This window comes from Aphanizomenon flos-aquae FACHB-1287, from assembly GCF_014698755.1.
Classification (GTDB): domain Bacteria; phylum Cyanobacteriota; class Cyanobacteriia; order Cyanobacteriales; family Nostocaceae; genus Dolichospermum; species Dolichospermum flosaquae.
Map to the genome: position 1 here is coordinate 13,711 of NZ_JACJTO010000013.1, position 24,152 is coordinate 37,862.

20 protein-coding genes are annotated in these 24,152 nt (G+C 37.4%); 14 read left to right on the plus strand and 6 right to left on the minus strand.

Annotated features, from left to right (window positions below; translation table 11 throughout):
* Window positions 1-260 precede the first annotated feature (260 nt).
* The 4 genes from H6G44_RS08340 to H6G44_RS08355 all read right to left on the minus strand — a co-directional run bounded on the left by H6G44_RS08340 (window position 261) and on the right by H6G44_RS08355 (window position 5,226).
* Window positions 261-1,661 (minus strand): HlyD family secretion protein, encoded by a 1,401-nt coding sequence (locus tag H6G44_RS08340; protein WP_190386169.1) that lies wholly within the window; start codon window positions 1,659-1,661, stop codon window positions 261-263.
* 174 nt (window positions 1,662-1,835) lie between these two features.
* Window positions 1,836-3,986, minus strand: coding sequence for a peptidase domain-containing ABC transporter (locus H6G44_RS08345; RefSeq protein WP_190386168.1), 2,151 nt, complete (start codon window positions 3,984-3,986; stop codon window positions 1,836-1,838).
* Window positions 3,987-4,301: 315 nt separating this feature from the next.
* Window positions 4,302-4,631: a hypothetical protein gene (locus H6G44_RS08350; RefSeq protein ID WP_190386167.1), complete on the minus strand. Its 330-nt coding sequence runs from the start codon at window positions 4,629-4,631 to the stop codon at window positions 4,302-4,304.
* A gap of 358 nt (window positions 4,632-4,989) precedes the next feature.
* Window positions 4,990-5,226, minus strand: a complete 237-nt coding sequence (locus tag H6G44_RS08355) for a CTB family bacteriocin (protein WP_190386166.1) — start codon at window positions 5,224-5,226, stop codon at window positions 4,990-4,992.
* A gap of 1,316 nt (window positions 5,227-6,542) precedes the next feature.
* Here H6G44_RS08355 and H6G44_RS08360 point away from each other — a divergent pair.
* From H6G44_RS08360 to dprA, 6 genes are all read left to right on the plus strand, one after another.
* Window positions 6,543-7,448, plus strand: coding sequence for a J domain-containing protein (locus H6G44_RS08360; protein WP_190386165.1), 906 nt, complete (start codon window positions 6,543-6,545; stop codon window positions 7,446-7,448).
* Window positions 7,448-8,653 carry an ATP phosphoribosyltransferase regulatory subunit gene (locus H6G44_RS08365; RefSeq protein ID WP_190386164.1) on the plus strand — a complete coding sequence of 402 codons (1,206 nt, stop codon included), beginning with the start codon at window positions 7,448-7,450 and terminating at the stop codon, window positions 8,651-8,653. The genes H6G44_RS08360 and H6G44_RS08365 overlap by 1 nt, the downstream gene beginning before the upstream one ends.
* 39 nt (window positions 8,654-8,692) lie before the next feature.
* Window positions 8,693-8,920 (plus strand): indolepyruvate ferredoxin oxidoreductase subunit alpha, encoded by a 228-nt coding sequence (locus tag H6G44_RS08370; protein WP_190386163.1) that lies wholly within the window; start codon window positions 8,693-8,695, stop codon window positions 8,918-8,920.
* A 210-nt stretch (window positions 8,921-9,130) separates the two neighbouring features.
* Window positions 9,131-9,859: an ABC transporter ATP-binding protein gene (locus H6G44_RS08375; protein WP_190386162.1), complete on the plus strand. Its 729-nt coding sequence runs from the start codon at window positions 9,131-9,133 to the stop codon at window positions 9,857-9,859.
* Between the two features lie 75 nt (window positions 9,860-9,934).
* On the plus strand, window positions 9,935-10,579 hold the full coding sequence (locus H6G44_RS08380; RefSeq protein WP_190386161.1) for a DUF2301 domain-containing membrane protein: 645 nt from the start codon (window positions 9,935-9,937) through the stop codon (window positions 10,577-10,579).
* Between the two features lie 93 nt (window positions 10,580-10,672).
* Window positions 10,673-11,785 carry a DNA-processing protein DprA gene (gene dprA / locus H6G44_RS08385; RefSeq protein WP_190386180.1) on the plus strand — a complete coding sequence of 371 codons (1,113 nt, stop codon included), beginning with the start codon at window positions 10,673-10,675 and terminating at the stop codon, window positions 11,783-11,785.
* Window positions 11,786-11,829: 44 nt separating this feature from the next.
* Here the strand turns inward: dprA and H6G44_RS08390 are convergent, their stop codons facing one another.
* Window positions 11,830-13,362 (minus strand): serine hydrolase, encoded by a 1,533-nt coding sequence (locus H6G44_RS08390; protein ID WP_190386160.1) that lies wholly within the window; start codon window positions 13,360-13,362, stop codon window positions 11,830-11,832.
* Between the two features lie 579 nt (window positions 13,363-13,941).
* On the opposite strand from H6G44_RS08390, the gene H6G44_RS08395 reads away from it, so the two are divergent.
* From H6G44_RS08395 to H6G44_RS08430, 8 genes are all read left to right on the plus strand, one after another.
* Complete coding sequence (locus H6G44_RS08395) at window positions 13,942-15,708, plus strand: alpha/beta hydrolase (RefSeq protein ID WP_190386159.1); 1,767 nt, start codon at window positions 13,942-13,944, stop codon at window positions 15,706-15,708.
* Between the two features lie 52 nt (window positions 15,709-15,760).
* The gene (gene truB, locus H6G44_RS08400) at window positions 15,761-16,642 is read left to right on the plus strand and encodes a tRNA pseudouridine(55) synthase TruB (protein WP_190386158.1); all 882 of its coding nucleotides are present in this window, start codon (window positions 15,761-15,763) and stop codon (window positions 16,640-16,642) included.
* A 436-nt stretch (window positions 16,643-17,078) separates the two neighbouring features.
* Window positions 17,079-18,122, plus strand: a complete 1,044-nt coding sequence (locus tag H6G44_RS08405; protein ID WP_242031692.1) for a hypothetical protein — start codon at window positions 17,079-17,081, stop codon at window positions 18,120-18,122.
* 86 nt (window positions 18,123-18,208) lie between these two features.
* The gene (locus tag H6G44_RS08410) at window positions 18,209-18,958 is read left to right on the plus strand and encodes a hypothetical protein (protein WP_190386156.1); all 750 of its coding nucleotides are present in this window, start codon (window positions 18,209-18,211) and stop codon (window positions 18,956-18,958) included.
* Window positions 18,959-19,089: 131 nt separating this feature from the next.
* On the plus strand, window positions 19,090-20,520 hold the full coding sequence (gene lpdA, locus H6G44_RS08415; protein WP_190386155.1) for a dihydrolipoyl dehydrogenase: 1,431 nt from the start codon (window positions 19,090-19,092) through the stop codon (window positions 20,518-20,520).
* A 195-nt stretch (window positions 20,521-20,715) separates the two neighbouring features.
* Window positions 20,716-21,597, plus strand: a complete 882-nt coding sequence (gene trpC / locus H6G44_RS08420; RefSeq protein ID WP_190386154.1) for an indole-3-glycerol phosphate synthase TrpC — start codon at window positions 20,716-20,718, stop codon at window positions 21,595-21,597.
* Between the two features lie 127 nt (window positions 21,598-21,724).
* On the plus strand, window positions 21,725-21,970 hold the full coding sequence (locus H6G44_RS08425; protein WP_190386153.1) for a DUF5340 domain-containing protein: 246 nt from the start codon (window positions 21,725-21,727) through the stop codon (window positions 21,968-21,970).
* A gap of 167 nt (window positions 21,971-22,137) precedes the next feature.
* Complete coding sequence (locus H6G44_RS08430; RefSeq protein WP_190386152.1) at window positions 22,138-23,289, plus strand: pyridoxal-phosphate-dependent aminotransferase family protein; 1,152 nt, start codon at window positions 22,138-22,140, stop codon at window positions 23,287-23,289.
* A 113-nt stretch (window positions 23,290-23,402) separates the two neighbouring features.
* Here the strand turns inward: H6G44_RS08430 and H6G44_RS08435 are convergent, their stop codons facing one another.
* Window positions 23,403-23,630: a DUF2949 domain-containing protein gene (locus H6G44_RS08435; RefSeq protein WP_190386151.1), complete on the minus strand. Its 228-nt coding sequence runs from the start codon at window positions 23,628-23,630 to the stop codon at window positions 23,403-23,405.
* Between the last annotated feature and the right edge of the window lie 522 nt (window positions 23,631-24,152).

Here is a 24,152-nt window from a genome sequence, read left to right on the forward strand (position 1 = left end):
ACCCTATTTTTTTATAAAATATTTAATCTAAGTTGCTAGTTAGGTAAATTGTCAGAATCAGGATGTCTAGGATTAAAGAATAAACATGATGAAACCAGAGCCTTTATTACCTATTACCCATTACTAGGTTCAACAAAATAACTGGAAACTTGAGTTATTTATTCAAATTACAGGACTATTCAACAAATAATACGACAGATTTCCTGTTTTTTGTTTTTACTAATTAATTTAATTAATTTAATTTCTGGCTATTTAGCTACTTATAAATCAACAATTAGTCTAGCTTTTCTCAACATAAATTGTAATGCCGTTTCTTCTCTAGAAATAATATCTGCTGTAGTGTTCATTCCTGATTGTAAGACACATTTGTGACCATTAATTCCAAATGAATTACTTTCGGGTTGAATGGTTATTTCAAAGTAGCTAATACCAGGAGAATTAGTCGTAGTTGTATCTTTGCTTTGAGATATAATTGCATCTGGAGAAATGGTTTTAACAGTCCCCTTAGCAATTCCATAATCAGGATAGGGACAAGCATCAACACGAAGTTGCACTTTTTGACCAATGGCAATTTTGTTGATTTCCGCAGTAGGAATTATGGCTTTAATTACTAAATAAGCACTATCAGGGACAACCTCAGCAATAGATTCACCAACTCGCAGAACTTGACCAGAATTGCGTAAATTTAGTTTAAATATAATCCCATTACTCGTGGCAAGAATTACACTACTTTTACGCTGAGTTTCTAGTTGTTGAAGTTCTTTTTGTGATTGTTTTATTTGAGTTTGTATTTCTACCAATCGCTGAATTAAGACTTCTCTTTCTTTATTTAGAGCCGCTATATTAGCTTCACCTTTAGCAGTTTCTTGAGCAATCCTTTCTTGTGCCATTTTTACCATTGCGGTAGTTGGATTAATTGCAGCTTGAGTTGATTTAATTTTGATTTTAGCAAGATCAACAGCTTTTTTTGCAGATTGTAGTGTTAAGGTTGTCTGGTGCACAACTAGCTGTTTTTGCTCAAATTCTCTGCTACCAATTGCACCAATTTTGGATAACAACCCATAACGATCTCTATCCGATTTTGCGAAATCTAAATCAGCTTTTGCTTTTTCTAAATCTACTAATTCTTTTTGAATATTTACCCCTGCTGTCATTAATTCACTTTCAGTATTGATTTTTCGCTCTTGATATTCCCTTTGATTTCTTAATAAGTCTTCTTTGGCAGAATTGACAACAGTTTCTATAACTCTTTTTTCAGCCATAATTTGATAATTTAATGTTCGGTTTTGAGCATATATTTGTAGTATTTGTAATTCATTTTGTTTAATACTTTCTTCTAATTGACTTTTTTTAATTAGCAATTGTTCAGTATCTAAAATGGCAATTATGTCTCCTTGCTTAACAATTTGATTTTCTTTGACTTCGATACTTTTAACTGTCCCTTCTATTGGTGATTGCACCACACGAGTTTCACCTATGGGACGAACAATAGCAGCAGCTTTTACCATAACATTATATTTCACCCATGAAGATAAATAAATGCTAGTAATAACAGTAGCAATCAAAAATAAACCTGCTAAGGATGTCCAACGACTAACCGGTGGAAGTGAATTATCAGTTTCAAAGACAGAATTAAATTCTTGATTGTGAGTGTAAGTCATGGTTATCTAAATAATGAATGATATATAGGATTCCTATTTGAGTTTTGAACGGTATTTTTTAACATTAGCAAAGCGTGGCTTTTAGGGTCGCTTAACCCTCCCCTTATCAAGGAGAGGATGCTCATTTCTGGTTTCCCCTCTTTGCATGACTAAGGGGCTAAACACAAGAGGGAATTAAGGAATTACAAAATCTAAATGATCTCCTGATTTAGTGCGTAAATCTGCCAAAGAACCTTGCAATTTCAATTTACCCTGATCTATCAAAACAATCCAATCAGCCCGATTAATTACCTTGGGTCTATGAGTAATTAAAATCGTTGTTTTCCCTTGACGATGTTGAAATAATTGGTCTAAAACTTGGGCTTCACTCACTGGATCTAGTCCACCAGTAGATTCATCTAAAATGAGAATTGCTGGATCTGTAACAATGGCTCTAGCTATGGCTAATCTTTGTCTTTGTCCACCAGAAATATTAGCACCAAATTCACCTAAAATAGTTTGATATGTCTCAGGTAACTTACTTATAAATTCATCAGCACCAGAAATTTTACAAGCTTGAACAATCTGCTCAAAACTAACATAAGGCGCTCCTAATCGGAAATTATCAATAATAGAACGATTCCAAAAATGAGCATCTTGAGGAACAAGAACTATTTGTTGACGGAGACATTCTAAAGAAAGGTCTTGGAGATTATAAATCCCAATCTGGATATTACCAGATTGCAGTTGATATAAACTAGAAATCAATTTGGCTAAGGTGCTTTTACCACAGCCAGATTTACCAATTAGAGCAATATTCTTACCTCCAGGAATCGTTAAAGAAAAATCTTCTAATAAATCAATTCGACCAGGATAATGAAAGGTTAAATTTGTACAAATAATATTAGCATTACTAGAGATTTCTACAAATGGCTTTTTACTATTATCTTCTTCTTCTGGAGTGGCATCAATAACTTCTGTCAGCCTTCGAGTAGCAGTTTTAGCCCGGGTAAATTCATCAACAAAATTAATAACTGTACTGATTAAAGATATAAAATTACCATTCATTGAATTAAATGCTAGTAATTGCCCAACACTGATATTTTCAGCCGGGTTAATTACCAAATAACCGCCAAACCAGAGTAAAACTACGCCACCAATACCAGAAATAAAACTTGAAAAGGTATTATTAATAATCCCAATTTGCATCGTCTGAAATGTTAGCCTAGCTAGACGATTAAAACGATTTTGTAATTCATCCCAAAATTGTCTTCTTGATGCGGTTGTTTTGAGAGTTAATGCACCTTTAAAGGTTTCCACTAAAACCCCTTGGGTTTCCGCTTCTGTAATTAAGAGTTCATTGGTTTTTTGTTGTAATGTGGGCTGAAAAATAAAAGTAGATGTGGTCATGAACACAGAAATTACTAAAGCTACCAAGGTAAGTTTCCAGCTATAGAAAAACATGAAACCCAAGGAAATTATGGCAATAAAAAATTGACTGGGTAAACCAATAACAACTTGAGCAATTAATTGATTAATCTGGTCAATGTCTCGCAGCCGACTGACAACTTCACCACTGCGACGAGTTTCATAATAAGTTAATGGTAAACGCAGAATTTGCCGCCCAAATTCCAAAACTAAACCTAATTGCATTCGTTGAGCAAAATGAGCAATTAAGTTAGACTGGACAAATGAAAGGCTAGTAGAAATAATATTCATAACTACTACAGCAATGACTACTGTAGTTAATAATTTTATGTCACCTCTAACTAATACATCATCGGTGAGAATTTGCAGTAGAAAAGGAGAAGTTAAAGACAGTAAACCCAAGACTAAATTGAGGGGTAAAGCTTGTAATAAAATACCACGATAAATCCAAACTCGTCGGAAGAAACGCCAAAAACCACCGACCTGATCTTGCTTTTGAGAAAAAAAGCGGATAGGATCTGGTTCTACTAATAATAATAACCAATCTGTCCAAGCTGCTTTGATATCTTCTTTAGAAAGATAACGCATTCCCACTGCTGGATCTGCAATCAGAAATTTTTTACCTTTTTTACCATATAAAATCACCCAATGATTACCCTTCCAATGAATAATCGCGGGTAAAGGTGCTTCATTAATTTTATCTAATATTTCTGGAGAAGTTTTCACTGGATTGGCGTTAAAACCCAGAATTTCTGCTCCTCTTTTTAATCCTAATAAAGTAGTTCCAAATTGCCCTGTTCCTACGGCTTCCCGAATATGACTAATGGTAAATGTTTGACCGTAATATTTGGCAATTGCCGCTAAACAAGCTGCACCACAGTCTTCTTCACTATGCTGTTTAACAAATTGGTATTTCATTAGCAATTAACCATATAAAGTTGGAAAAATAAGCCAATTTATTTGTTATTAAATTGATTTTTTATATTTATTTAATTGGTGTAAAGCCTTGGCAAATACAGCACTTTGCCTAACAATTATGTACAATATTTAAGGAGACAAATTGAACAATCAAGGTAAGAATTCAGGTGAGACGATAAGATCCCCGACTTCTTTTATTTATTGTGTCCATAAATTATAAATTTATGTCAGAAGTCGGAAATATGCGTATGAACGAGTGCTGTATGATCTAAATAGTGGAAGATAAAATGAAGTGATTGTGATTTTGTTTCTCTGCTAAAAAAAACTAAATAGTTTTGCGAATAAGCTACCACCTCGTCTGCGGTTATTGCGACGACTTCCACCTCCTCCTCCACCAAACAATGAAGCTATAACTAATGTTGTTTGAGAAAATCTATATTCAGCTTCATTTCTTACAAATCCACTAGAATTTCCTTGAGAAATATTCACTTCACTCATTCCCCTAGAGTATATATCTGTAGTTTGGAAGAACATATAAGACATTCCAAAGGGTGAAGATAATCCGCCCCCAGATACAGACTCTTGTTCCTTTTCTGATATATCTATAAATAGGTCAGAGTTTTTAGTTGTTATTTTTTCAGACATGATAAAACCTCAGTTATTTTTCTGGCACTCTATACAGGTTTAGGGAGTTCTAAATAAAAAATATCCTGTTGATTTGAGGGCAGGTAGCAGGGGGAGGAAAATTTGTTTTAATTCTGTAAAATTGGATAATTTATTTTTGTACTTTTCTTAGACAGAAGATAAAGAATCAGCTACCAGTGGGAAGTTTTTTTTAGAAGCAACCCATGACTGATAGCTGACCTACTTACATACAAAATCGCTATCGATAGTAATTTCGACAGAATTTAGCGAGCTATTCTAGGATATTAATTTGCCTTGCTGTTTTCTCTTTATGTAGAATCACAGTGCAGAATTAATCCTAGAATTATTTGCTAACTAATTAGTAGGAGAAGTATATTTGACTAGCACGTTTATCTAAAGTAGAAGCAACATTATTATTGCCGTACCCAATCAATGATACTACACCACCTGGACCTGCAGAAGATTGAGAATTAAATAATGTAGTATTTTGATTGAAGTTGAGAAGTTCACTAAATGTGGTATCAGGAGCAACTACAACTCCACCAGATACCATTTCTTGTTGTTCAACAGATACTGCGGTAAATAGATTAGACATGACTGAATTCTCCTTGATTTGAATTATCGCTTGGGATTGTTTACTGCTCGGTTGCCGTTTTCCCCCTCGCTTGTTAATAGAATATCGAGGAATAACTAGATAATTCATTCTCATTTTCTGCAAACTTAATTACCAGATTTAGAACTAAACATTGCCGAAAAATACACGCCAATTCGGCTAAATTCATTTGACAAAATTTCAAGTTTTAGCTAAATTAATTTCTATATAATGTCAGAATTAGTATCATTGATATTGCTACCACCACAAATTATAGTTTCTTGTTGTTCAATAGATACTGTAGTAAAAAATGGATTAGATATTATTCAACTTCCTTTAAATTTGAATTATTATCAATCAATATCTTTGTCATGGCTAATTTACGCCAACTTTATTACTAATTTAAGAAATAAATATTTCCGAAAAATACACGCCAATCTGGCTAATCTATTCGATGAAATTATAATTTTTATGCTATTTCGATATAGTTAGTTTATTAGTTTAACGAAACTCAATATCTTTGCTATCCTACATCTAATGTTGGGTTTCAGTTCGTTCAACCCAACCTACAAAAATCAAATTAATATTGTTTACCATCAGGGGGAATACTAGAATCATAATTCTTTATTTAATGGATAGAAGTGTGAAAAATAAATAATCTGTAGATAACTAGTATTATCCACAGATTGATAGTAATTATTAACCTATATATAGAGGACTATTTGATTTCTAAGAGAGTTTTAGTTGAAAATGGATTTTAACAACGAGCCTAAGAATAAGGGATCATTTTCAGTCCATATTTTTTCCAGAAATTCTTCTTGTTTTTTTCTGGAAATTCTTTGTCATCATTAGAAGAAAAAGAATAATAATTGTCGCCACCAACTACTGTTTCTTGCTACTCAACAGGTATATCATCAAACAATATATCTGACATGGTACAAATCTCCTTAATTTTGAATTAGTGCAAAGGTTGATTAGGGCTTTTTAGCTGCTCAAATCTTTACATGATTAAAATAGTATCTAGGAATAAATGGATAAATCATTATTACTTTCTGCAACTTTCATTACTAGATCAGGAAATATCAGTTTCATAATTACGTCAGTGACATTTCCGAAAAATACACGCTAAATTGGCTAAATCATCTTCACAAAATAGAAAGTTTCTGCTATGGTCTTCTATTAGCTACTGAGTACACAAAAGTATTCCTTAACTATCTATTGCCAAAATTACTCCCCTTACCAAGGAAAGAGTTGCCAAATTTCCTATACTTCGCTGTAAACTAGAGAAAATAGGCCATGGCGCGATACCTGTAATAGATATGTTATTAAAAATAGATGGTGGATTATTTACCTATGATTTCATAGATCATCACGCAATCTTATGTGTGCCAGTTGATGCAGAATTTAAAGAAATCCGTAACCGATATTTACAAATTGCTCGGATCTTACACCCAGATAGTTCTAGTGTTGTAGGTGAACCGGCAAAAGAAATAGCTAATCAATTATTAGCAAAATTAGTTAATCCCGCTTATGAGAAATTTTCTGTAGAGCAGAATCGGCACGAATATTTGTTTGTTTTGTCACAAATGGGTAAGCGATTTGCACAGGAACCAGAAACAATTAAACTCAAGACCGAACTGGCAAAGCAACTGTTAGCGTCCCCTAATATTACTACGTTATACAAGGAAGCGATCGCTAAAATTGCCAAAACTCAATTTAGTGATTTCCAACAAGTACCCAAAATCATCGCCCAGGTGAGCGAGCTAAATCTAGTTTACCTGATGTGGGTAGCAAAAAGGTCAATAAATCAGTCCTCTACTCAACCTGAAAACTCCCCCAAAAAGTTACAATCAACCCCAACTTTGCCATCGCAAGCAGAGTCAGCAGCAGGAGAATACCTGCAACGCGCTCAAAATTTATTAGAAATAAACCAATTGCGCCAAGCCAAAGTAGAATTACAAGATGCGTTAAAGTTAGAACCGCAAAATAGTCGTTGCCATAGCTTGATGGCAATGGTATATTTACGGGACAATCAACTGAAAATGGCAAAAATTCACTTTGATCATGCCCTGAAATTAGATCCCAAGGAAAAAATCGCTTTAGAATGGAAACCCAAAGTAGATAAAGCTTTAGGAGGTAACAACAGTGTGAATAAAGAGAAGCAAATAGATAAGCCTGAAAATCGTCGTTGGTTTCCCAATTTGTTTGATGAGAAGAAAAAATAATGGTGTATCAACCAGCAGCGGGAGCAAGAGATCTATTACCCTTAGATGTGGCGCAAAAACGCTGGATTGAAGATAGGTTAGAACAAGTATTTCAATGTTGGGGATATCACCAGATTATTACCTCAACTCTGGAAAGAATGGATACCCTGATGGCAGGTGAAGCAATTCAGCGTCACATGGTGATTCAACTCCAAAATGGTCAAAATGAAGAATTGGGATTGCGTCCAGAATTGACGGCTTCTATCGCCCGGACAGTGGCGACTCGCATGACAAATGCCACCTATCCCCAGCGACTATATTACAATGCTAATGTTTTTCGTCGCAATTGGGAAGGCCGCCATAATCGTCAGCAAGAGTATTATCAAGCTGGGGTGGAATTACTGGGTGCGGAAGGATTATTGGCTAATGCGGAAGTATTGCTGTTAGTCGCAGATTGTTTAACAGCATTGGATTTACAAGGGTGTCGGTTAATTTTAGGGGAAGCGGGAATTACTCGCTCCCTACTTAATGCTTTTCCCCCAGACATCAGAAATCAAGTCCGCACGGCGATCGCTCACTTGGATTATGTGACTCTTGATACATTACCCATAGAGGAAGAACTACGCCAACGGGCTAAAATCATGGTGGATTTGCGGGGTGATGGTCAAGAGGTTTTACGAAAGGTCAGTAGTTTAGATCTCGAACCAGATCAGCATGATGCAATAAATAACCTCAAATCTCTGGTAGAATTACTAGAGGGTAAATTATCTTTAATCCTTGACCTGAGCTTAATTCAAACCATTGACTACTACACAGGTATTGTATTTGAAGTAGTGAGTGAGACAAATTCACAAACACAGATTTTAGGAAGTGGTGGTCGTTATGACCAATTACTAGGTTTATATCATCCCCAGGGTGAAAATATCCCCGGTATTGGTTTTGAATTGAATATTGATGATTTATACGAAATTCTCCTATTAAATCAGCAATTACCCCAGCATATCCCCGCTAGTCATTGGTTAGTAGTCTCGGAAACCTCCGGCGCTGAAGCTGCGGCTTTTGCTTTTGCGGAAAATTTACGTAATACTACTGATTTAGTGAGAGTAGAAATGGACTTGGGGAATAGAAACGTGGCAGCGATTCGTCAGTATGCAAGCGATCGCTCCATTACCAAAATTGCTTGGATTAAAGCTGATGGTTCTCATACCATTGAAGCAGAATCCTAAGTCAAAAATAACAGATAAAAAAGAGGAGGAATCGGAAAAATGCCACACACCATTGTTACAGACGTTTGTGAAGGTGTTGCTGACTGCGTAAATGCTTGTCCTGTAGCTTGTATTCATGAAGGTCCAGGGAAAAACGTCAAAGGTACAGATTGGTACTGGATTGACTTTGCTACTTGTATTGATTGTGGCATCTGTCTACAAGTTTGTCCAGTAGAAAGTGCGATTTTGGCAGAAGAAAGATCAGAATTGCAAAAAACCCCAAAATAGTCATAGGTCAGTGGTCAGTGGTCAGTGGCCAGTGGTCAGTAGTCAGTGGTCAGTGGTCAGTGGTCAGTGGTCAGTAGTCAGTGGTCAGTGGTCAGTGGTCAGTGGTAAAAGAAAAACAACTGACAACTGACAACGAACAAATAACAACCGACAACGAACAAATAACAACTGACAACTGACAACGAACAAATAACAACCGACAACGAACAAATGACTAATAATTATTTATTAAAAGTAGAAAATGTCTACGCGGGATATATTAAAGACGTAGATGTTTTGCAAGGTGTCAACTTTCATATTGCACCAGGAGAATTAGTCACAGTAATTGGTCCCAATGGTGCAGGTAAATCCACCTTAGTAAAAACTATATTCGGACTTTTGACACCCCATACCGGAACAATCATCTTTAAAAATCAGAATTTGGTGGGTTTAAAATCTAATCAAATTGTCGCCAAAGGAATGTCTTATGTTCCGCAAATTGCCAATGTTTTCCCCTCTTTAACCATAGATGAAAACTTAGAAATGGGTGCTTTTGTGCGAGATGTTCCCTTAAAACCTCTCAAAGATAAAATATACACTATGTTTTCCCGATTAAGCGATCGCCGTCGTCAACGCGCGGGGACTCTTTCCGGTGGAGAAAGACAAATGTTAGCAATGGGGAAAGCATTAATGTTAGAACCCAGTTTACTCCTTTTAGATGAACCCTCAGCCGCATTATCGCCCATTTTAGTAACTCAAGTATTTGAGCAAATTAAACAAATTAAACAATCGGGAACCGCTATAATTTTAGTCGAACAAAATGCTAGAAAAGCTTTAGAAATGGCAGATCGTGGTTATGTGTTAGAATCAGGAAGAGATGCGATTTCAGGACCAGGTAAAGAATTATTAAATGATCCAAAAGTGGGAGAATTGTATTTAGGTGCTGGGAAGGGACATTAATAATTTTTGTCTCACGCAGAGGCGCTCCAGGCGCGAAGAGAAAAAGAGCGATTACTAAAATAATAATTAGGGAATATGACCACACAAACAATATCATCACCCGCAAGATATCAAGGACAATTTGGAGAGTTTACAATTACTCAGAGCGATCGCCAAAGTGTGATAATTTATCGAACAGGATTAATGATAGCAGCCCTATGTTTTGCCATTGGTAGCAGTTTAGTATTATTCTATCCTCAACCAGCAGCAATTGCCCTCCTGACTCCTCTCTACACCTGTTTTAGTATTGCACTGGGAGTCAGTTTATTAACCATTCATATTTATATGGCATTTCTGCACCGAATTCTCCAACTTTTTTGGATAATTGGCAGCATTTGTGCCTTTATTTTTGGACATAGTGACAGTCAAACATTTGCAATTACTATTTATAATCAACCCCTCACCATATTAGGAATTGGTTTCACCTTTGCAGCTTTAACAGGAATTTATTTTAAAGAAGGTTTTTGTTTTCATCGTTTAGAAACTAAAATCTTAACCCCCCTTGTTCCCTTACTATTATTAGGACATTTAACCAGAATTTTATCAACACCAGCAGAACAAGTTTTATTAGCAACTTGGTCAACTTTCTTTCTAGTTTTTGCTACTCGTAAAATCATTCAACCCATTCCTCCCGACATTGGGGATAAATCCGTATTTGATTATTTAAAAAAGCAACATTGAGGGAAATAAAAAACCCTTAAACTCTTATTTCTCCGTGTCCTCTGTGCCTCTGTGGTTAGTTTCTTCAAATTGGTTAAATACTCAAAAATGTCAATAACAGAAGAACGTAAATATTGGTTAGCGTGGTCGCAAATTTCGGGAATTGGTCCAATATTATTACAAAGATTGCAACAGCATTTTGGTAATTTAGAAACAGCTTGGAAAGCCAGTCCTGGAGAATTGCGAAAAGTTGAAGGTTTCGGATTTCAAACATTAGAAAAAGTTGTTCAACAAAAATCCCGTTTAAACCCAGAACAACTCCTCATTCAACACCAGCAAATAAACCCCCTTTTTTGGACACCAGCAGACCCAGAATATCCCCAACTACTGCGAGAAATCCCCAGTCCACCCCCGTTGTTATATTATCGGGGAGAAGTTGACTTACAGGAAAATTCAGGACAAAAACCCTCAATAGGAATTGTGGGAACTCGTCAACCCACAGAATATGGAATTAAATGGACGCGTCAAATTAGTACCGCATTAGCCAAAAATGGTTTTACCGTTGTTTCTGGAATGGCCGAAGGAATAGACACCGAAAGTCACGCAGCAGCAATGAAAGCCGGAGGAAGAACAATAGCAGTAATGGGAACAGGAGTAGATGTTATTTATCCCCATAAAAATCGAGATTTATATAAACAGATTTTGACATTTGGAATAGTAATTAGCGAATATCCTGCGAAAACACCACCGAACCGCACCCATTTTCCTCGTCGAAATCGAATTATTGCTGGTTTGAGTCGTGCGGTATTAGTAATAGAAGCGGGAATAAAATCTGGCGCTTTAATTACGGCTACTTATGCTAATGAATTTTGTCGAGATGTTTACGCATTACCGGGACGAATTGATGATCAACCATCACAAGGTTGTTTAAAATTAATTAGTCAAGGTGCAGGTTTAATTAATCAGGAACTCAGTGAATTATTAACCTTGTTGGGTGCAATTCCCCAAATAGATATAGAAGCCCCTATGGTTACATCTCCTCCTTTACCTAATTTACCACCAGAATTACAACAGGTAATAGATACTTTAGCTATTGATGTTTTATCTTTTGATTTGATTATTCAAAAAACAGGCATGAATGCTAGTTTAGTTTCTAGTTCTTTATTACAATTAGAACTCATGGGTTTAGTTACTCAACTCCCCGGAATGCGATATCAAAAATGTTAAAATGACCCTTGAAAAGTTTTTGTCAATTTGAATTCGGAATTGAATTATTGTTGTGGGTAATATGGTGGGGTCAATTGAGGAGTCATTACAGGAGGTGGATAACTACCTATAGGTATATTATTAACCATCCCATTAGGTACAGTTGGATTCATTACCGGGGATTGAATAAAAGGTTGAACTGGTTGAACTGGTTGATAATTAGGAACAGCTTGATTAATTGGTTGATTATTTGTAGGATTGCTAGGTAGTATCGTAGTCTGGCTAAAGTGTTCGTAAGCAGCACTAGAAATAGAACTAATTAATTTTGCAGCGCGAGGATCATTATTAGGGCGTTGTACCATAATAGCAGCAATATAACGCTTACCAGTGGGAACATCTATTAAACCCACATCTGCTAACATTGTTCCAATATCACCCGTTTTATGGTAAGCATTTGCGCCTTTTCCCAAACCAGCAGGTAAAAGATTATCTCTTTCCGTCCGACTCATGATATTAAGCATTAAATCACGCGATCGCATACTCACAACATTACCTTGATTTACCATTGAGATTAAATTCCCCAATTCTCTCGGACTGGTGGTGTTAGTCCCCCCTAAATCCGGGAGAGGATTACGAATCATCGTAGTTGTCAGTCCCCAACCGCGAAAACGCCCATTTAACGCCTCTTGTCCACCTAATTTAGCAACTAGCATATTTGTGGCTGTATTGTCGCTAATTGTAATCATCTTCGTAGCCAGATCAAGAGCCGTGTACTTGCTGCCTGGAGTTTGATATTGCACATTTCCCGAACCCCCGACAATCATCTCTTTTTCTAGGGTCAATATTTCATCTAGGCGGATTTTACCAGCATCTACATCCTGGAAAAAAGCCATCAAAATCGGGATTTTAATAGTGCTGGCCGCCGGAAAACTAGCATTACCATTAATATCTACATAACCACCATTATCTAAGTCTAATAAAAACACTCCTGGTGTTAAATCAGAACTAGCTGTGGTGAGAGTTTGCAAAGAATTTTTTAAAGGTGTAATTTCCTGGGACAGAGATAAACTTGTATTAGGAGTTGGAAGTGCTTTTTGAGAAGTTGTATTTTGAGATAAAGACGCAACTGAACTAATGCGATTAGCTGGGTCTAGGATTGACAACAAGGTACCCATAATCGCCCCCACACCAACACCGACAATCAACAACCGCAAGGCGTATAACATGGTTCTGGCCATGGGTTTTAACCTTGTCTTCCGTGATACTCTTCTTTCCGGTTTCGGCTTTTCCATAGATACCGTCTTTAACCTCACCTTTCCCCGTGGGGAAACCTGAGTATTTTTCTTGACTGTAGGAATGGGTTTCACCCCCGGAGGCATCATTACTTGTGATGATGGTCTTCGCCCCCCAGACCAGATCGGCACAAGACTGATATGATGGTCTGGACGAGTTAATGCTGCCGTTTCCTGAGAATTCACAACTGGCTGCTGATTGTTAACTTTTTTAGGCACCGTCTTAGAGGCTGAACGTTTGCGGCGACGACCTTGTACAGATTGCTTACTTGATATGGGTATGAGTTTGTCATGTGTTTTTGACATAGCTGCTCCTTGTTGCCCTCGACCTAGATTGTTAATTTATGCAGTGTCTCCTCAGTTTACCTGGTGGAACTAAGTAGAGTTTTTTTGTCTAGTTTACTTCATATTTGTCTTTTTGGGAGATCAATTAGGTACATGATCTACTTGTAGCAGCGCTTCGCTATCAACAAATACGAAAAATGGCGTTTTTAATACTGCGATTTATCTCAGGGACAAAGGCAGTTCCGTTTTGTGGTTAACCCAAGCTATAATATAGCATTTCCCGCCCCAGTGATATACAGAATTATTCCTCTTATATACCTTAGGGAGGGTGCGCGACAGCGCGGGTGGGGTGTATTTCTTGAACTTGGCAATTGCTATATCCAAAATTAATATTACCCGGACTAATCGCCAATAGCCAGAAGTAATTAACTATTCCTGGTAATAGTCTTAGCCATTAAAAGCAAAGCAATCGTCAATAGTCAGCAATTTTGGTTTCCTAGCCTATTATAAGCGCTATTGAGAATAATTAGCAGGGTATCTAAAAACTACCAAAATTTGAGCTTCGCTCAACAACATCACCAAAAAAGTTAAGCGATAAATATGTTTGGTAATTGGGGTAGCACCCTCAGAAAAAATTCTCTAACACTTATTTTATCAATATTGTTATTAATATTTGGAATAAGTGACTCTGTTATAGCAGCAGAACAAATTCATGCTTCTTATTCAGCACTAAAAATTTCTATCCCCATTAGTGCTTTAGAAAGCTATGCTAAGTATGGAGTAATTAGTGCAGATTTAGCAGGATATTATCAATATATTCCTACTAATAAACTACAAGAATTAAGGAAAATTTTAATTCAACCACTGAAAATTAGTCCGGCTGTAGCTGCTCAATTTCTGGAGACCCAACAGGGAAAATTTATTTTACAAAGGTTAGCAGAATTAATTCAGACTAAATCTGACTATCCAAAATTCGTATCTTCTTCTTTACGCACAGCTTTAATTGCTGCTGCTGCTGAACCGGGAGGGTTAAATGTATTAAATTTTTTACGGAAATATCCTCAAAATAATATTAATATTGATGTGGCTTCCAGTTTGGAAATTGCCGAGGAATTAGAGCAAATGATCAGCGAAACTGAAAAAATTATTTCGGCATTAATCCAAATATCAAAATCAGAAGCTGCTAAAATCTACCCAAGCAGTTTTTCTCAATTACCAAAATTAGCAAATCAGCACATTTTTTCAGCAAAAAAACAAACAATCAATTTCTTTGATTCTTCACGAAATAGGCATTTATCTACAGATATATATATTCCTAATACTAAAAATCCTGCACCTGTAATTGTTATTTCTCATGGTTTAGGTTTGGACAGTAGTAACTTTCGTTATTTGGCAAATCATTTAGTTAAAAATGGTTTTGCTGTAGTTATTCCTAATCATGCTTGTAGTGATTCTCAACAATTACAATCTTTAATTAAGGATAATATTCGGCAAGTTATCTACCCTAATGAATTTAAAGATAGACCTTTAGATATTAAATATATTTTAGATCAATTAGAGTCAGATTCACGATTTTACCAACGGCTGAATTTACAACAAGTGGGAGTATTTGGTCAGTCTTTAGGAGGGTATACTGCCTTAGCTTTAGCTGGGGCAAAAATTAACTTTTTACAACTAAATCAAGATTGTAATTCCCAAAAATTGCGAACTAGTTGGAATATGTCTTTACTGTTGCAATGTCGAGCTTTAGAATTACCAAAGCAGTCGGAACAAAATTATAAAGATTATAATTTACAAGACCCAAGAATCAAAGCAGCAATGGCTGTTAATCCTATTACCAGTTCTATTTTTGGACAAGTTGGTTTAAGCCAAATTCATACTCCAATTATGATTGTTGGTAGCAGTGAAGATACCGTTGCTCCAGCCTTATATGAACAAATTTTACCTTTTTCTTGGATTATTCATCCCCAAAAATATTTAGTCATGTTACTTGGTGGTACTCATTTTTCCACCATTGGTAATAGTAATTCTGATAGTAACCAAATGCCACTACCATCAGATATGATAGGTGATGCTTCCCAAGCTCATAATTATATGAAAGCGTTAAGTTTACCTTTTTTTAAAACTTATATAGCCGGAAAAACAGAATATCTACCCTATCTTAGCGCCGCCTATACTCAAAGTATTTCTAGTCAGTCTCTCGGTTTAAATCTTGTCCAGTCTCTTGAATATCTCAAATTAGCACCAATTTTAGGTGATCATCACCCAGAAACCAACCCCATTAGAAAAAACCTTTCTATAGTTGGGTTGGGATTTTGGATTCTGGGTATGGGTATTTCTCTACTAACTTTTTTGGCATTTTCGTAATTTTAACAATTTGTGCAAAAATACAAAGATCTCCATACTAAAATCTAAAATTGTGCAAGGTTTTCTTAATTTACACAAACCATTTGATTGGACTTCTCATGACTGCGTAGCTAAAGTCCGAAAACTGCTAAAAATGAAACGCGTCGGACACGCGGGAACCTTAGACCCCACAGCTACTGGAGTATTACCCATAGCTTTGGGTAAGGCCACCAGATTATTACAATATTTACCGGGAACAAAAGCTTATCAAGCTACTATTCGTCTAGGAATACAAACTACTACAGATGATTTACAAGGGGAAATTATTACCTCTGCACCTTGTCCAGGGTTAGATTTAGAGAATATAAAAACTGTACTTTCCCAGTTTATCGGTAAAATTGAGCAAATTCCCCCCAATTACAGCGCCATTCAAGTTAATGGTAAACGCCTTTATGATTTAGCGCGAAAAGGGGAAATAGTAGAAATTCCCGTGCGAACAGTTGAAATTACCCAAATTCACGTATTAGACTGGCGAAATGGGGATTTTCCAGAATTAGATATAGCCATATCTTGTGGTTCAGGAACATATATTCGGGCAATCGCTCGTGATTTAGGTACAATCTTAAATACGGGTGGTACTTTGTCTGCTCTTGTGCGTACAGAAAGCAGTAGTTTTCAAATCCAAGACAGTCTGACCTTCACAGATTTAGCAACCCAAATCGAAAATAGTACATTTCAACCTATATCCCCGGACGCACCATTACAACATTTAAAATCTGTAAATTTAGCACCAGAATCAGCTAAAAAATGGTGTCAAGGGCAAAAAATTTCCTTTAACCTTGCTATTAGGGACTTTGTACGAGTTTATCAAACAGAAACCAATTTTTTAGGGATTGGGAAATTAGAGAATGATCTATTAGTTCCCCAAATAGTGGTTTATGAAAATTCAAATTGAAAATAAGATTGTTACAATAAAGGAGTAACTGAAAGACGAGGTGGTTCTTGACGCTTCACCAAAACCAGCTACTAAGCTTACGGTTTATCCGAGTCTGTTTAAAGTCTCCCAATGCCTAACAGCAACTTTTGACATTGTAACACAAATCTGGCAAAAGCCCTCCTACAAGGGGCTTGTATCCCATTAATTTCAGTCAAGAGTTTTTAATTCAAGGTCTAAAATCCAGATGAGTTTGATTTAAGAGGAATAATCTTGAAGGGTTTTCAGTGTTCTGTTGATAACTTCACAATATCTCTTTAGAAGTTTACAGTAAATTCATAAAAATAGCCCAATTCATCCTGTAAATGACCGTTTTTCTGGAATTACTCTAATATACATTCGGGCGCGTATGACCGTTGTGAGGAGTAGGACTTTGAAAAAAGCAAATTTTCTATATATGTTGTTACGCCTGAATTGGGTGCGCTTCTTATGTACGACTCTCTTAGGTTGCATTTGGTTGACTACAGCTTTGTCCGTTACACCTGCTTTTGCGGCAGATAGAATAGATTCTATAGACCATAAAAGCGAAAAACTAATTACTAATCAACTCGTCCCAGAAACTAACTTACCGGATCTAAAAGAGGTATTAGCGAACAAGATGAAATCAAGCGGGAATGTGGAATCTCTTGTTGAGCCAAAACCACTACGGATTGTTGCTCAAGAAGATGCTCCTATCCCTGATAATAACAGTCAAATTGATCCTAACAAATTACGCGAAGATCTCAAAATTGACCCCCTTCTGAAAGTAATGCCAGCCGAGCGGAAGCGAACTTACTCACCTTCATTGAATTTTGCTAGTCCCAGTGCCTTCGGGGCTAATTGGGGTGATGTATTTTTTGGGGCTTCTGCAGCAACCGCCGGTAAGTCTAGAACTCAACCAGACGGTAGTATCAGTATGGGTTTTGGGCTAGGAAATGCCCAGAAACAAATTGGTTTAGAACTTGGCTACAACATTGGTAGTATCAAAAATTTTGCCTACAATGGCACTTTTGACCTCAAGGCTAACCGCATTGTCTATGCTCAAGGTAATACTCAAATAGCTGCGGCGGCTGGCTGGAAGTCTTTTGCACAGCACGTTAGGGCGGAAACAGTTAGGCCTTCCAGTGCCTATGGTGTAGTTACAAGTTACTCCCTATTAAAGCCTAACGATACTGTTAATAGAATGCCTATCTCCTTTTCTGTCGGAGCCGGCGGTGGCGATTTCCGCACAGGTAATGCAAGTACGGGTGTATTTGCTGGGGTGGGTCTGCAAGTTCATCCCCAGATAGGTGTGGGTATGGGCTGGAGTGGCGTTGGTTTAAACCTTGGGGCTTCCTTCGTACCTATATCTACTATTCCCTTAACAATTAATGCCGTGGGCGCTGATCTCACAGATACTAGCTTCGGCGGTACGGTATTTGTTCTCAGTGTAGGCTATGGTTTCAATTTCTTACCTGAATAGATCTGGCTGAAAAAGTCTTATCTATGCTTGTTTTCGCCTTTATTCAGTCAACCCTAAATAAACACTTCAATCCTGATCAAATCACCATGTTAAAAATCAGAACTTTTATTCTTGCTCTCACCCTCACTCCCGTACTGGCTCTCAATTGGCAGCAACCAGGCCAATCCGAAACTTCGCCTAGTATGGGTCAAGCTGGTAGTATGAGTGGTAGTCCTAGTCTGGATATTGCTGGCGGTCGAAGTGGTAGTCCTAGTCTGGATATTGCTGGCGGTCGAAGTGGTGCTCGTTTTAGTGCTGTCCGTAGAGGGAGTGGAAACTCAATTAGAATTACAACAGAGGGTCAAAATAAAGTAAATCGTGTTGCTGTTAGAATATTGACTAGGAGCAATAATCGAATTGTAGTAGGCTTCAAACAAAGCGAACCAGGCAGACGGGGGGCATCGGATAGACTTACGCAGCTATTAGCTAATGCAGGTGTTCGTCCAGGATTGGGAAGGCAATTTACACTTATCTTCATTAATATTTTCCGTCCTGTTTCTGCTTCTACTACACCAAGTTTCCGTTCAGTTCAGTTACCACAGAAAGATCTCGTGGCCAGCACTAAAGCTTTAAAAGAGAGCAAAATTATTGCTCAGGTAGGTGATGATCAACTCAACATGGGTGAGGATATTATACCAACTGTAGAGGTGGATATCAATGAATTGAATAATGCCATAAATACCTATAACCAGATTATTGATGAAAGTAGTCCAGTAACTCTGCAAGCACTTTCCCAAAACCAAGATTTTATGGAAATCGGTAACGCACTCAAAGAATTGAGAGCAGCAGTTAACTAATCTCCAGCCTGATTACAGACTCATCAAAAGAACGGAGAGACATAAGATCTTCTCCGTTATTTTTTGTAAATTTGAGAAAGTTCCATAAAAAAGTTAAGTTGATAATAGGTGAAGACAACGGGGAAATAAAAGTGAGTCCTGGATTTGATTACGATTTAGTGATTATCGGCGCTGGTGTAGGTGGACATGGTGCTGCTTTACACGCTATCAGTTGCGGTCAAAAAACGGCGATTATTGAAGCTGGAGATATGGGAGGAACTTGTGTAAACAGGGGCTGTATTCCTTCTAAGGCATTGTTGGCGGCTTCAGGAAAGGTGAGGGAGTTACGTAATGCCCATCATCTTAAGTCCTTGGGAATTCAAGTTGGCAATGTAGAATTTGATCGACAAGCGATCACTAACCATGCTAACAATCTTGTCTCGAAAATACAAGGCGACTTAACCAACAGCCTTAAACGCTTGGGAGTTGATATTATTCGAGGTTGGGGCAAAGTATCCGGTACACAAAAAGTTACCATCGTCACAGATAAAGGTGAAAAAACCATCACCGCCAAAAATATTATTCTTTCTCCTGGTTCTGTCCCCTTCGTTCCCCCCGGAATTGAAGTAGATGGTAAAACGGTCTTTACCAGTGACCAAGGGGTTAAATTGCCATCTCTCCCTAAATGGGTGGCGATTATTGGTAGCGGTTACATCGGGTTAGAATTTTCTGATGTTTATTCGGCTTTAGGTTGTGAAATCACTTTAATTGAAGCTGTAAGTGAGTTAATGCCAGGATTTGATAGAGATATTGCTAAACTGGCGGAACGGGTCTTAATTAACCCCCGTGATATTGAAACCAAGGTCGGTATTTACGCTAAAAAAATCATTCCTGGTTCGCCAGTAGTAATTCATTTGGCTGACTTTGAGACTAAAGAAGATTTGGAAGTTCTGGAAGTTGATGCTTGTTTGGTTGCTACCGGTCGTGTTCCTGCTACTCAAAATCTCGGGTTAGAATCCGTTGGTGTTGAACTTGACCGCCGCAATTTTATCCCTGTAAATGATAATATGGCGGTATTGTCGGCAGGGGAAGTTGTTCCCTATCTCTGGGCTATTGGTGATGCTACCGGGAAAATGATGTTAGCTCATGCGGCATCTGCTCAAGGTATCATTGCTGTAGAAAATATGATGGGTCGTCACAAAACTGTTGACTATCGTAGTATCCCTGCTGCTGCTTTTACTCATCCAGAGGTTAGCTATGTGGGATTGACAGAAACAGCCGCCCATACTTTAGGTCTAACTGAAGGTTTTGAGGTTGCTACCAGTAAGAGTTATTTTAAAGGTAATTCTAAGGCTTTGGCGGAAAATGATACTGATGGAATGACGAAGGTAATTTATCGGCAAGATACTGGTGAAGTTTTAGGTGTACATATCTTTGGTCCTCACGCCTCAGATTTAATTCACGAAGCCTCAGCCGCCATTGCTAATCGTCAATCTATCCAAACTCTTTCTTACCTGGTTCACGCTCATCCAACGCTTTCAGAAGTTTTAGATGAAGCTTATAAACGGGCATTGGTAAGTTAGTCAATTGTCAGTTGTTAGTGGTCAGTGGTCAGTGGTCAGTTGAATACATGGCGAAATCTAACTGCGATAATTTGCAAGTTTACCAATTAGCTTAAGAAACTAGCTGATAAGATTTGGATATTGTTCTCACATGACAACTAACAATTAACAACTGACAACTGACAATTAACAACTAACAATTAACAACTAACAAATATGCAAATCCGTCGTCGTTCACCTAGCACAGTTATTAATATTTCTATTCTTCAATATAGATCAGCTATAGAAGGGTCTGCACCAAATAATATTTTAGAAGAAATTGTCTGGCAAAAAGAAACAGAAGTTGAGCAAATGCGAGAAAAACTACCTTTACGAGAATTGCAAACACAAGCCCTATCAGCACCACCAACTCGTGATTTTGCGGCCGCTTTACGTCAAGGTAAAACTCATCCAGCCTTAATTGCAGAAGTTAAAAAAGCTTCTCCCAGTAAAGGGGTATTTAGGGATAATTTCGACCCCGTAGCTATTGCTAAATCTTATCAAGCCGGTGGCGCTACTTGTCTTTCTGTACTGACAGACGTTAAATTTTTTCAAGGTAGTTTTGAAAATCTATCTTTAGTCCGTTCGGCGGTGGATTTACCTTTACTATGCAAGGATTTTATTATCTATCCTTATCAAATGTATTGGGCGCGAATTCATGGAGCAGATGCAATTTTATTAATAGCAGCAATTCTCAATGATCAAGATTTGCAATACTTTCTCAAAATTGCTAATAAGTTGAAAATGGCAGCTTTAATCGAAGTGCATAATTTAGAAGAATTAGACCGGGTTTTAACTTTAGAAGGTGTTTCTTTAGTCGGAATTAATAATCGCAACTTGGAAGATTTTTCCGTTGATTTACAAACTACTTGTCAATTAATGACCGCTAGAGGTGAACAGTTACAAGCAAAGAACATTCTTGTGGTCAGTGAATCAGGATTGCATTACCCTCATGATTTAAGTGTAGTTAAAACAGCAGGTGTATCTGCTGTACTAATTGGTGAATCATTGGTCAAACAACCAGATCCTCAATTAGCAATAACTAATCTGTTTAGTTAATCACAACCTTTTGCCTTTTATCTAACGGCAATTATCTGTTTCCTGTGTAACAATTAACTTAGGATTAGTTAAAGTTTAACTGATTGAAAATTAAAAATTCCTAAGTTGCAATTTTACAATAAACTACATGGAGCAAATTCCTTTACCATCTCCTATCCACTACGAACTTATACTTCAACTTTTAGAAAGACAAACCATGACCTCTCTAGGTCAAAACCAAGACCTCCGCAATCAAGTCAATCAACTGATTATTACCCTGCGAAAAGCTGCATCCCAACAAAAGCGTCTGGAACAAACTGTTCAATCTTCTTCTCTCATGATTGACCACCGTTGGTCTATTAATCATTTTGGTGATAAAGTGGATTGCTCTTGATAAATGTCTGTTTTCACCCGAACAAAAACCTAGCCCTGCAAAAGCGGGGTTAATTGACAGTTTTTACCTGGTATTCCTACAAAAGATCTTATTGGGTTTTTTTTGTGTTTTTATCCCCTGTAGGGGTTAATTTGGATTGTATTGAAATTTTCAACTAGGAAATAAACATGGACAATAAATTGATGCTAATGATTCCTGGTCCTACCCCAGTACCAGAAGCAGCTTTACTAGCATTAGCCAAGCATCCCATTGGCCACCGCAGTGGTGAATTTAGTAGCATGATGGCAGAGGTGACGGAAAACCTCAAATGGCTGCATCAAACCGCCAGTGATGTACTGATGTTAAATGTCAGTGGTACTGGTGCTGTGGAAGCGGGAATAATCAATTTTCTCTCTCCAGGCGATCGCATTTTAGTCGGTTCTAATGGTAAATTCGGTGAACGTTGGGTAGAAGTTGGTCAAGCCTTCAATTTAAATGTAGAAACTGTCACCGCAGAATGGGGACAACCCCTAGACCCAGAACAATTTGCAGCCAAATTGCAAGCTGATACCAACAAAGAAATCAAAGCTGTGATTATCACCCACAGTGAAACCTCAACCGGTGTCATTAACGATCTAGAAGCTATTAACCGTCACGTCAAAGAACATGGAGAAGCCCTAATCATTGTTGATGCTGTCACCAGTTTAGGGGCTTATAATGTCCCTGTAGACGCTTGGGGTTTAGATGTAGTCGCTTCCGGTTCTCAAAAAGGTTACATGATTCCTCCCGGTTTAGGATTTGTCTCCGTTAGTCCCAAAGCCTGGGAAGCCTACAAAACTGCAAAACTACCTAAATATTATTTGGATTTAGGTAAATATCGCAAGGCGACCGCTAAAAATACCACTCCCTTTACTCCTCCTGTCAACTTAATGGTGGCACTACACACCACTTTGGGAATGATGAAAAAGGAAGGATTAGAATCTATTTTTACCCGTCATCAACGCCAAAAAAATGCTACCCGTGCGGCTATGAAGGCGTTAAATTTATCTTTGTTTGCTGCTGATGAATGTGCTAGTCCTGCTATTACTGCTGTAGCTACTCCTGGCATCGAAGCCGATAAAATTCGCTCTTTAATCAAAAAACAGTTTGATATTGCTTTAGCAGGTGGACAAGACCATCTGAGTAATAAAATTTTCCGTATTGGTCACTTGGGTTTTGTTTGCGATCGTGATATTCTTAGCTGTATCGCTTCCCTAGAAGTTATTTTACCACAAGTTGGTCATGAAAACTTCACCCCCGGCGCTGGTATAGCAGCAGCAGCAAAACTTTTTGCCCAATAGTTATTAGGCTGGTAATGGGTAATGGGTAATTGGTAATTGGTAATTGGTAATTGGTAATGGGTAATGGGTAATGGGTAAATTCTTTTCCCAGTCCCGTGACCCCTACCTCTTCCCTACGCAGTTTCTAGCCAATCATAAATTTGTTCTAACTGTTCCAGGGTAATTAACCCATATTGCCAAAGAGTCATGGTTAAAGAACCAGGATCTTGATCACGGTTACGCAATGCTACAGCTAGGGAAGCGGCAGAAATTGCCAAATCTTCTTGGAGAAAATTAATTAGCCGAGAATATCTTGATAGTGTCATTTGTATCTCACCTCCTTGAGTAGAATTAACGATCATAGATTGCTTGTCTCATTTTTGTGAGTATTGTATGGACAGTATTTTATTTGTCACTTTGCCCTCAGTAGATAAAAAGTTATTTTGTGTATACAAAGTTTCTTCCAAATCATCCTTTTATCGAGCCTTAATCTATCTAGACACATAGGAACAGACAAAGATTTTAGGAAATTAATTGTCCCTGTCAATGTACTGTAGCGTTCATTAACCTCAGTTCATATCAAGGTTTTACTCTTGATTCTGTTTAACTGGCACTCATGGCAAAGTCTGATTCCTAATATATTAGTGTATATAATTACACTGAATTACGATGTAGGTTTTTAATACAGTGACTTATTTATCCCAGGAAAATAATATTTAGGCAATACTTTAAGAATGACATTAGTATTACCATTCACATCCTCTAGTTCTTTCTGGTTTCAGTAACAAGAATTTTTTTTAGTTTACACTCATTTATTGCCGACTATTTACACTTGCGTCAAAAAGGAGATTTTTGTTACTCAACTCTAAAGTCGTAATTTTAAC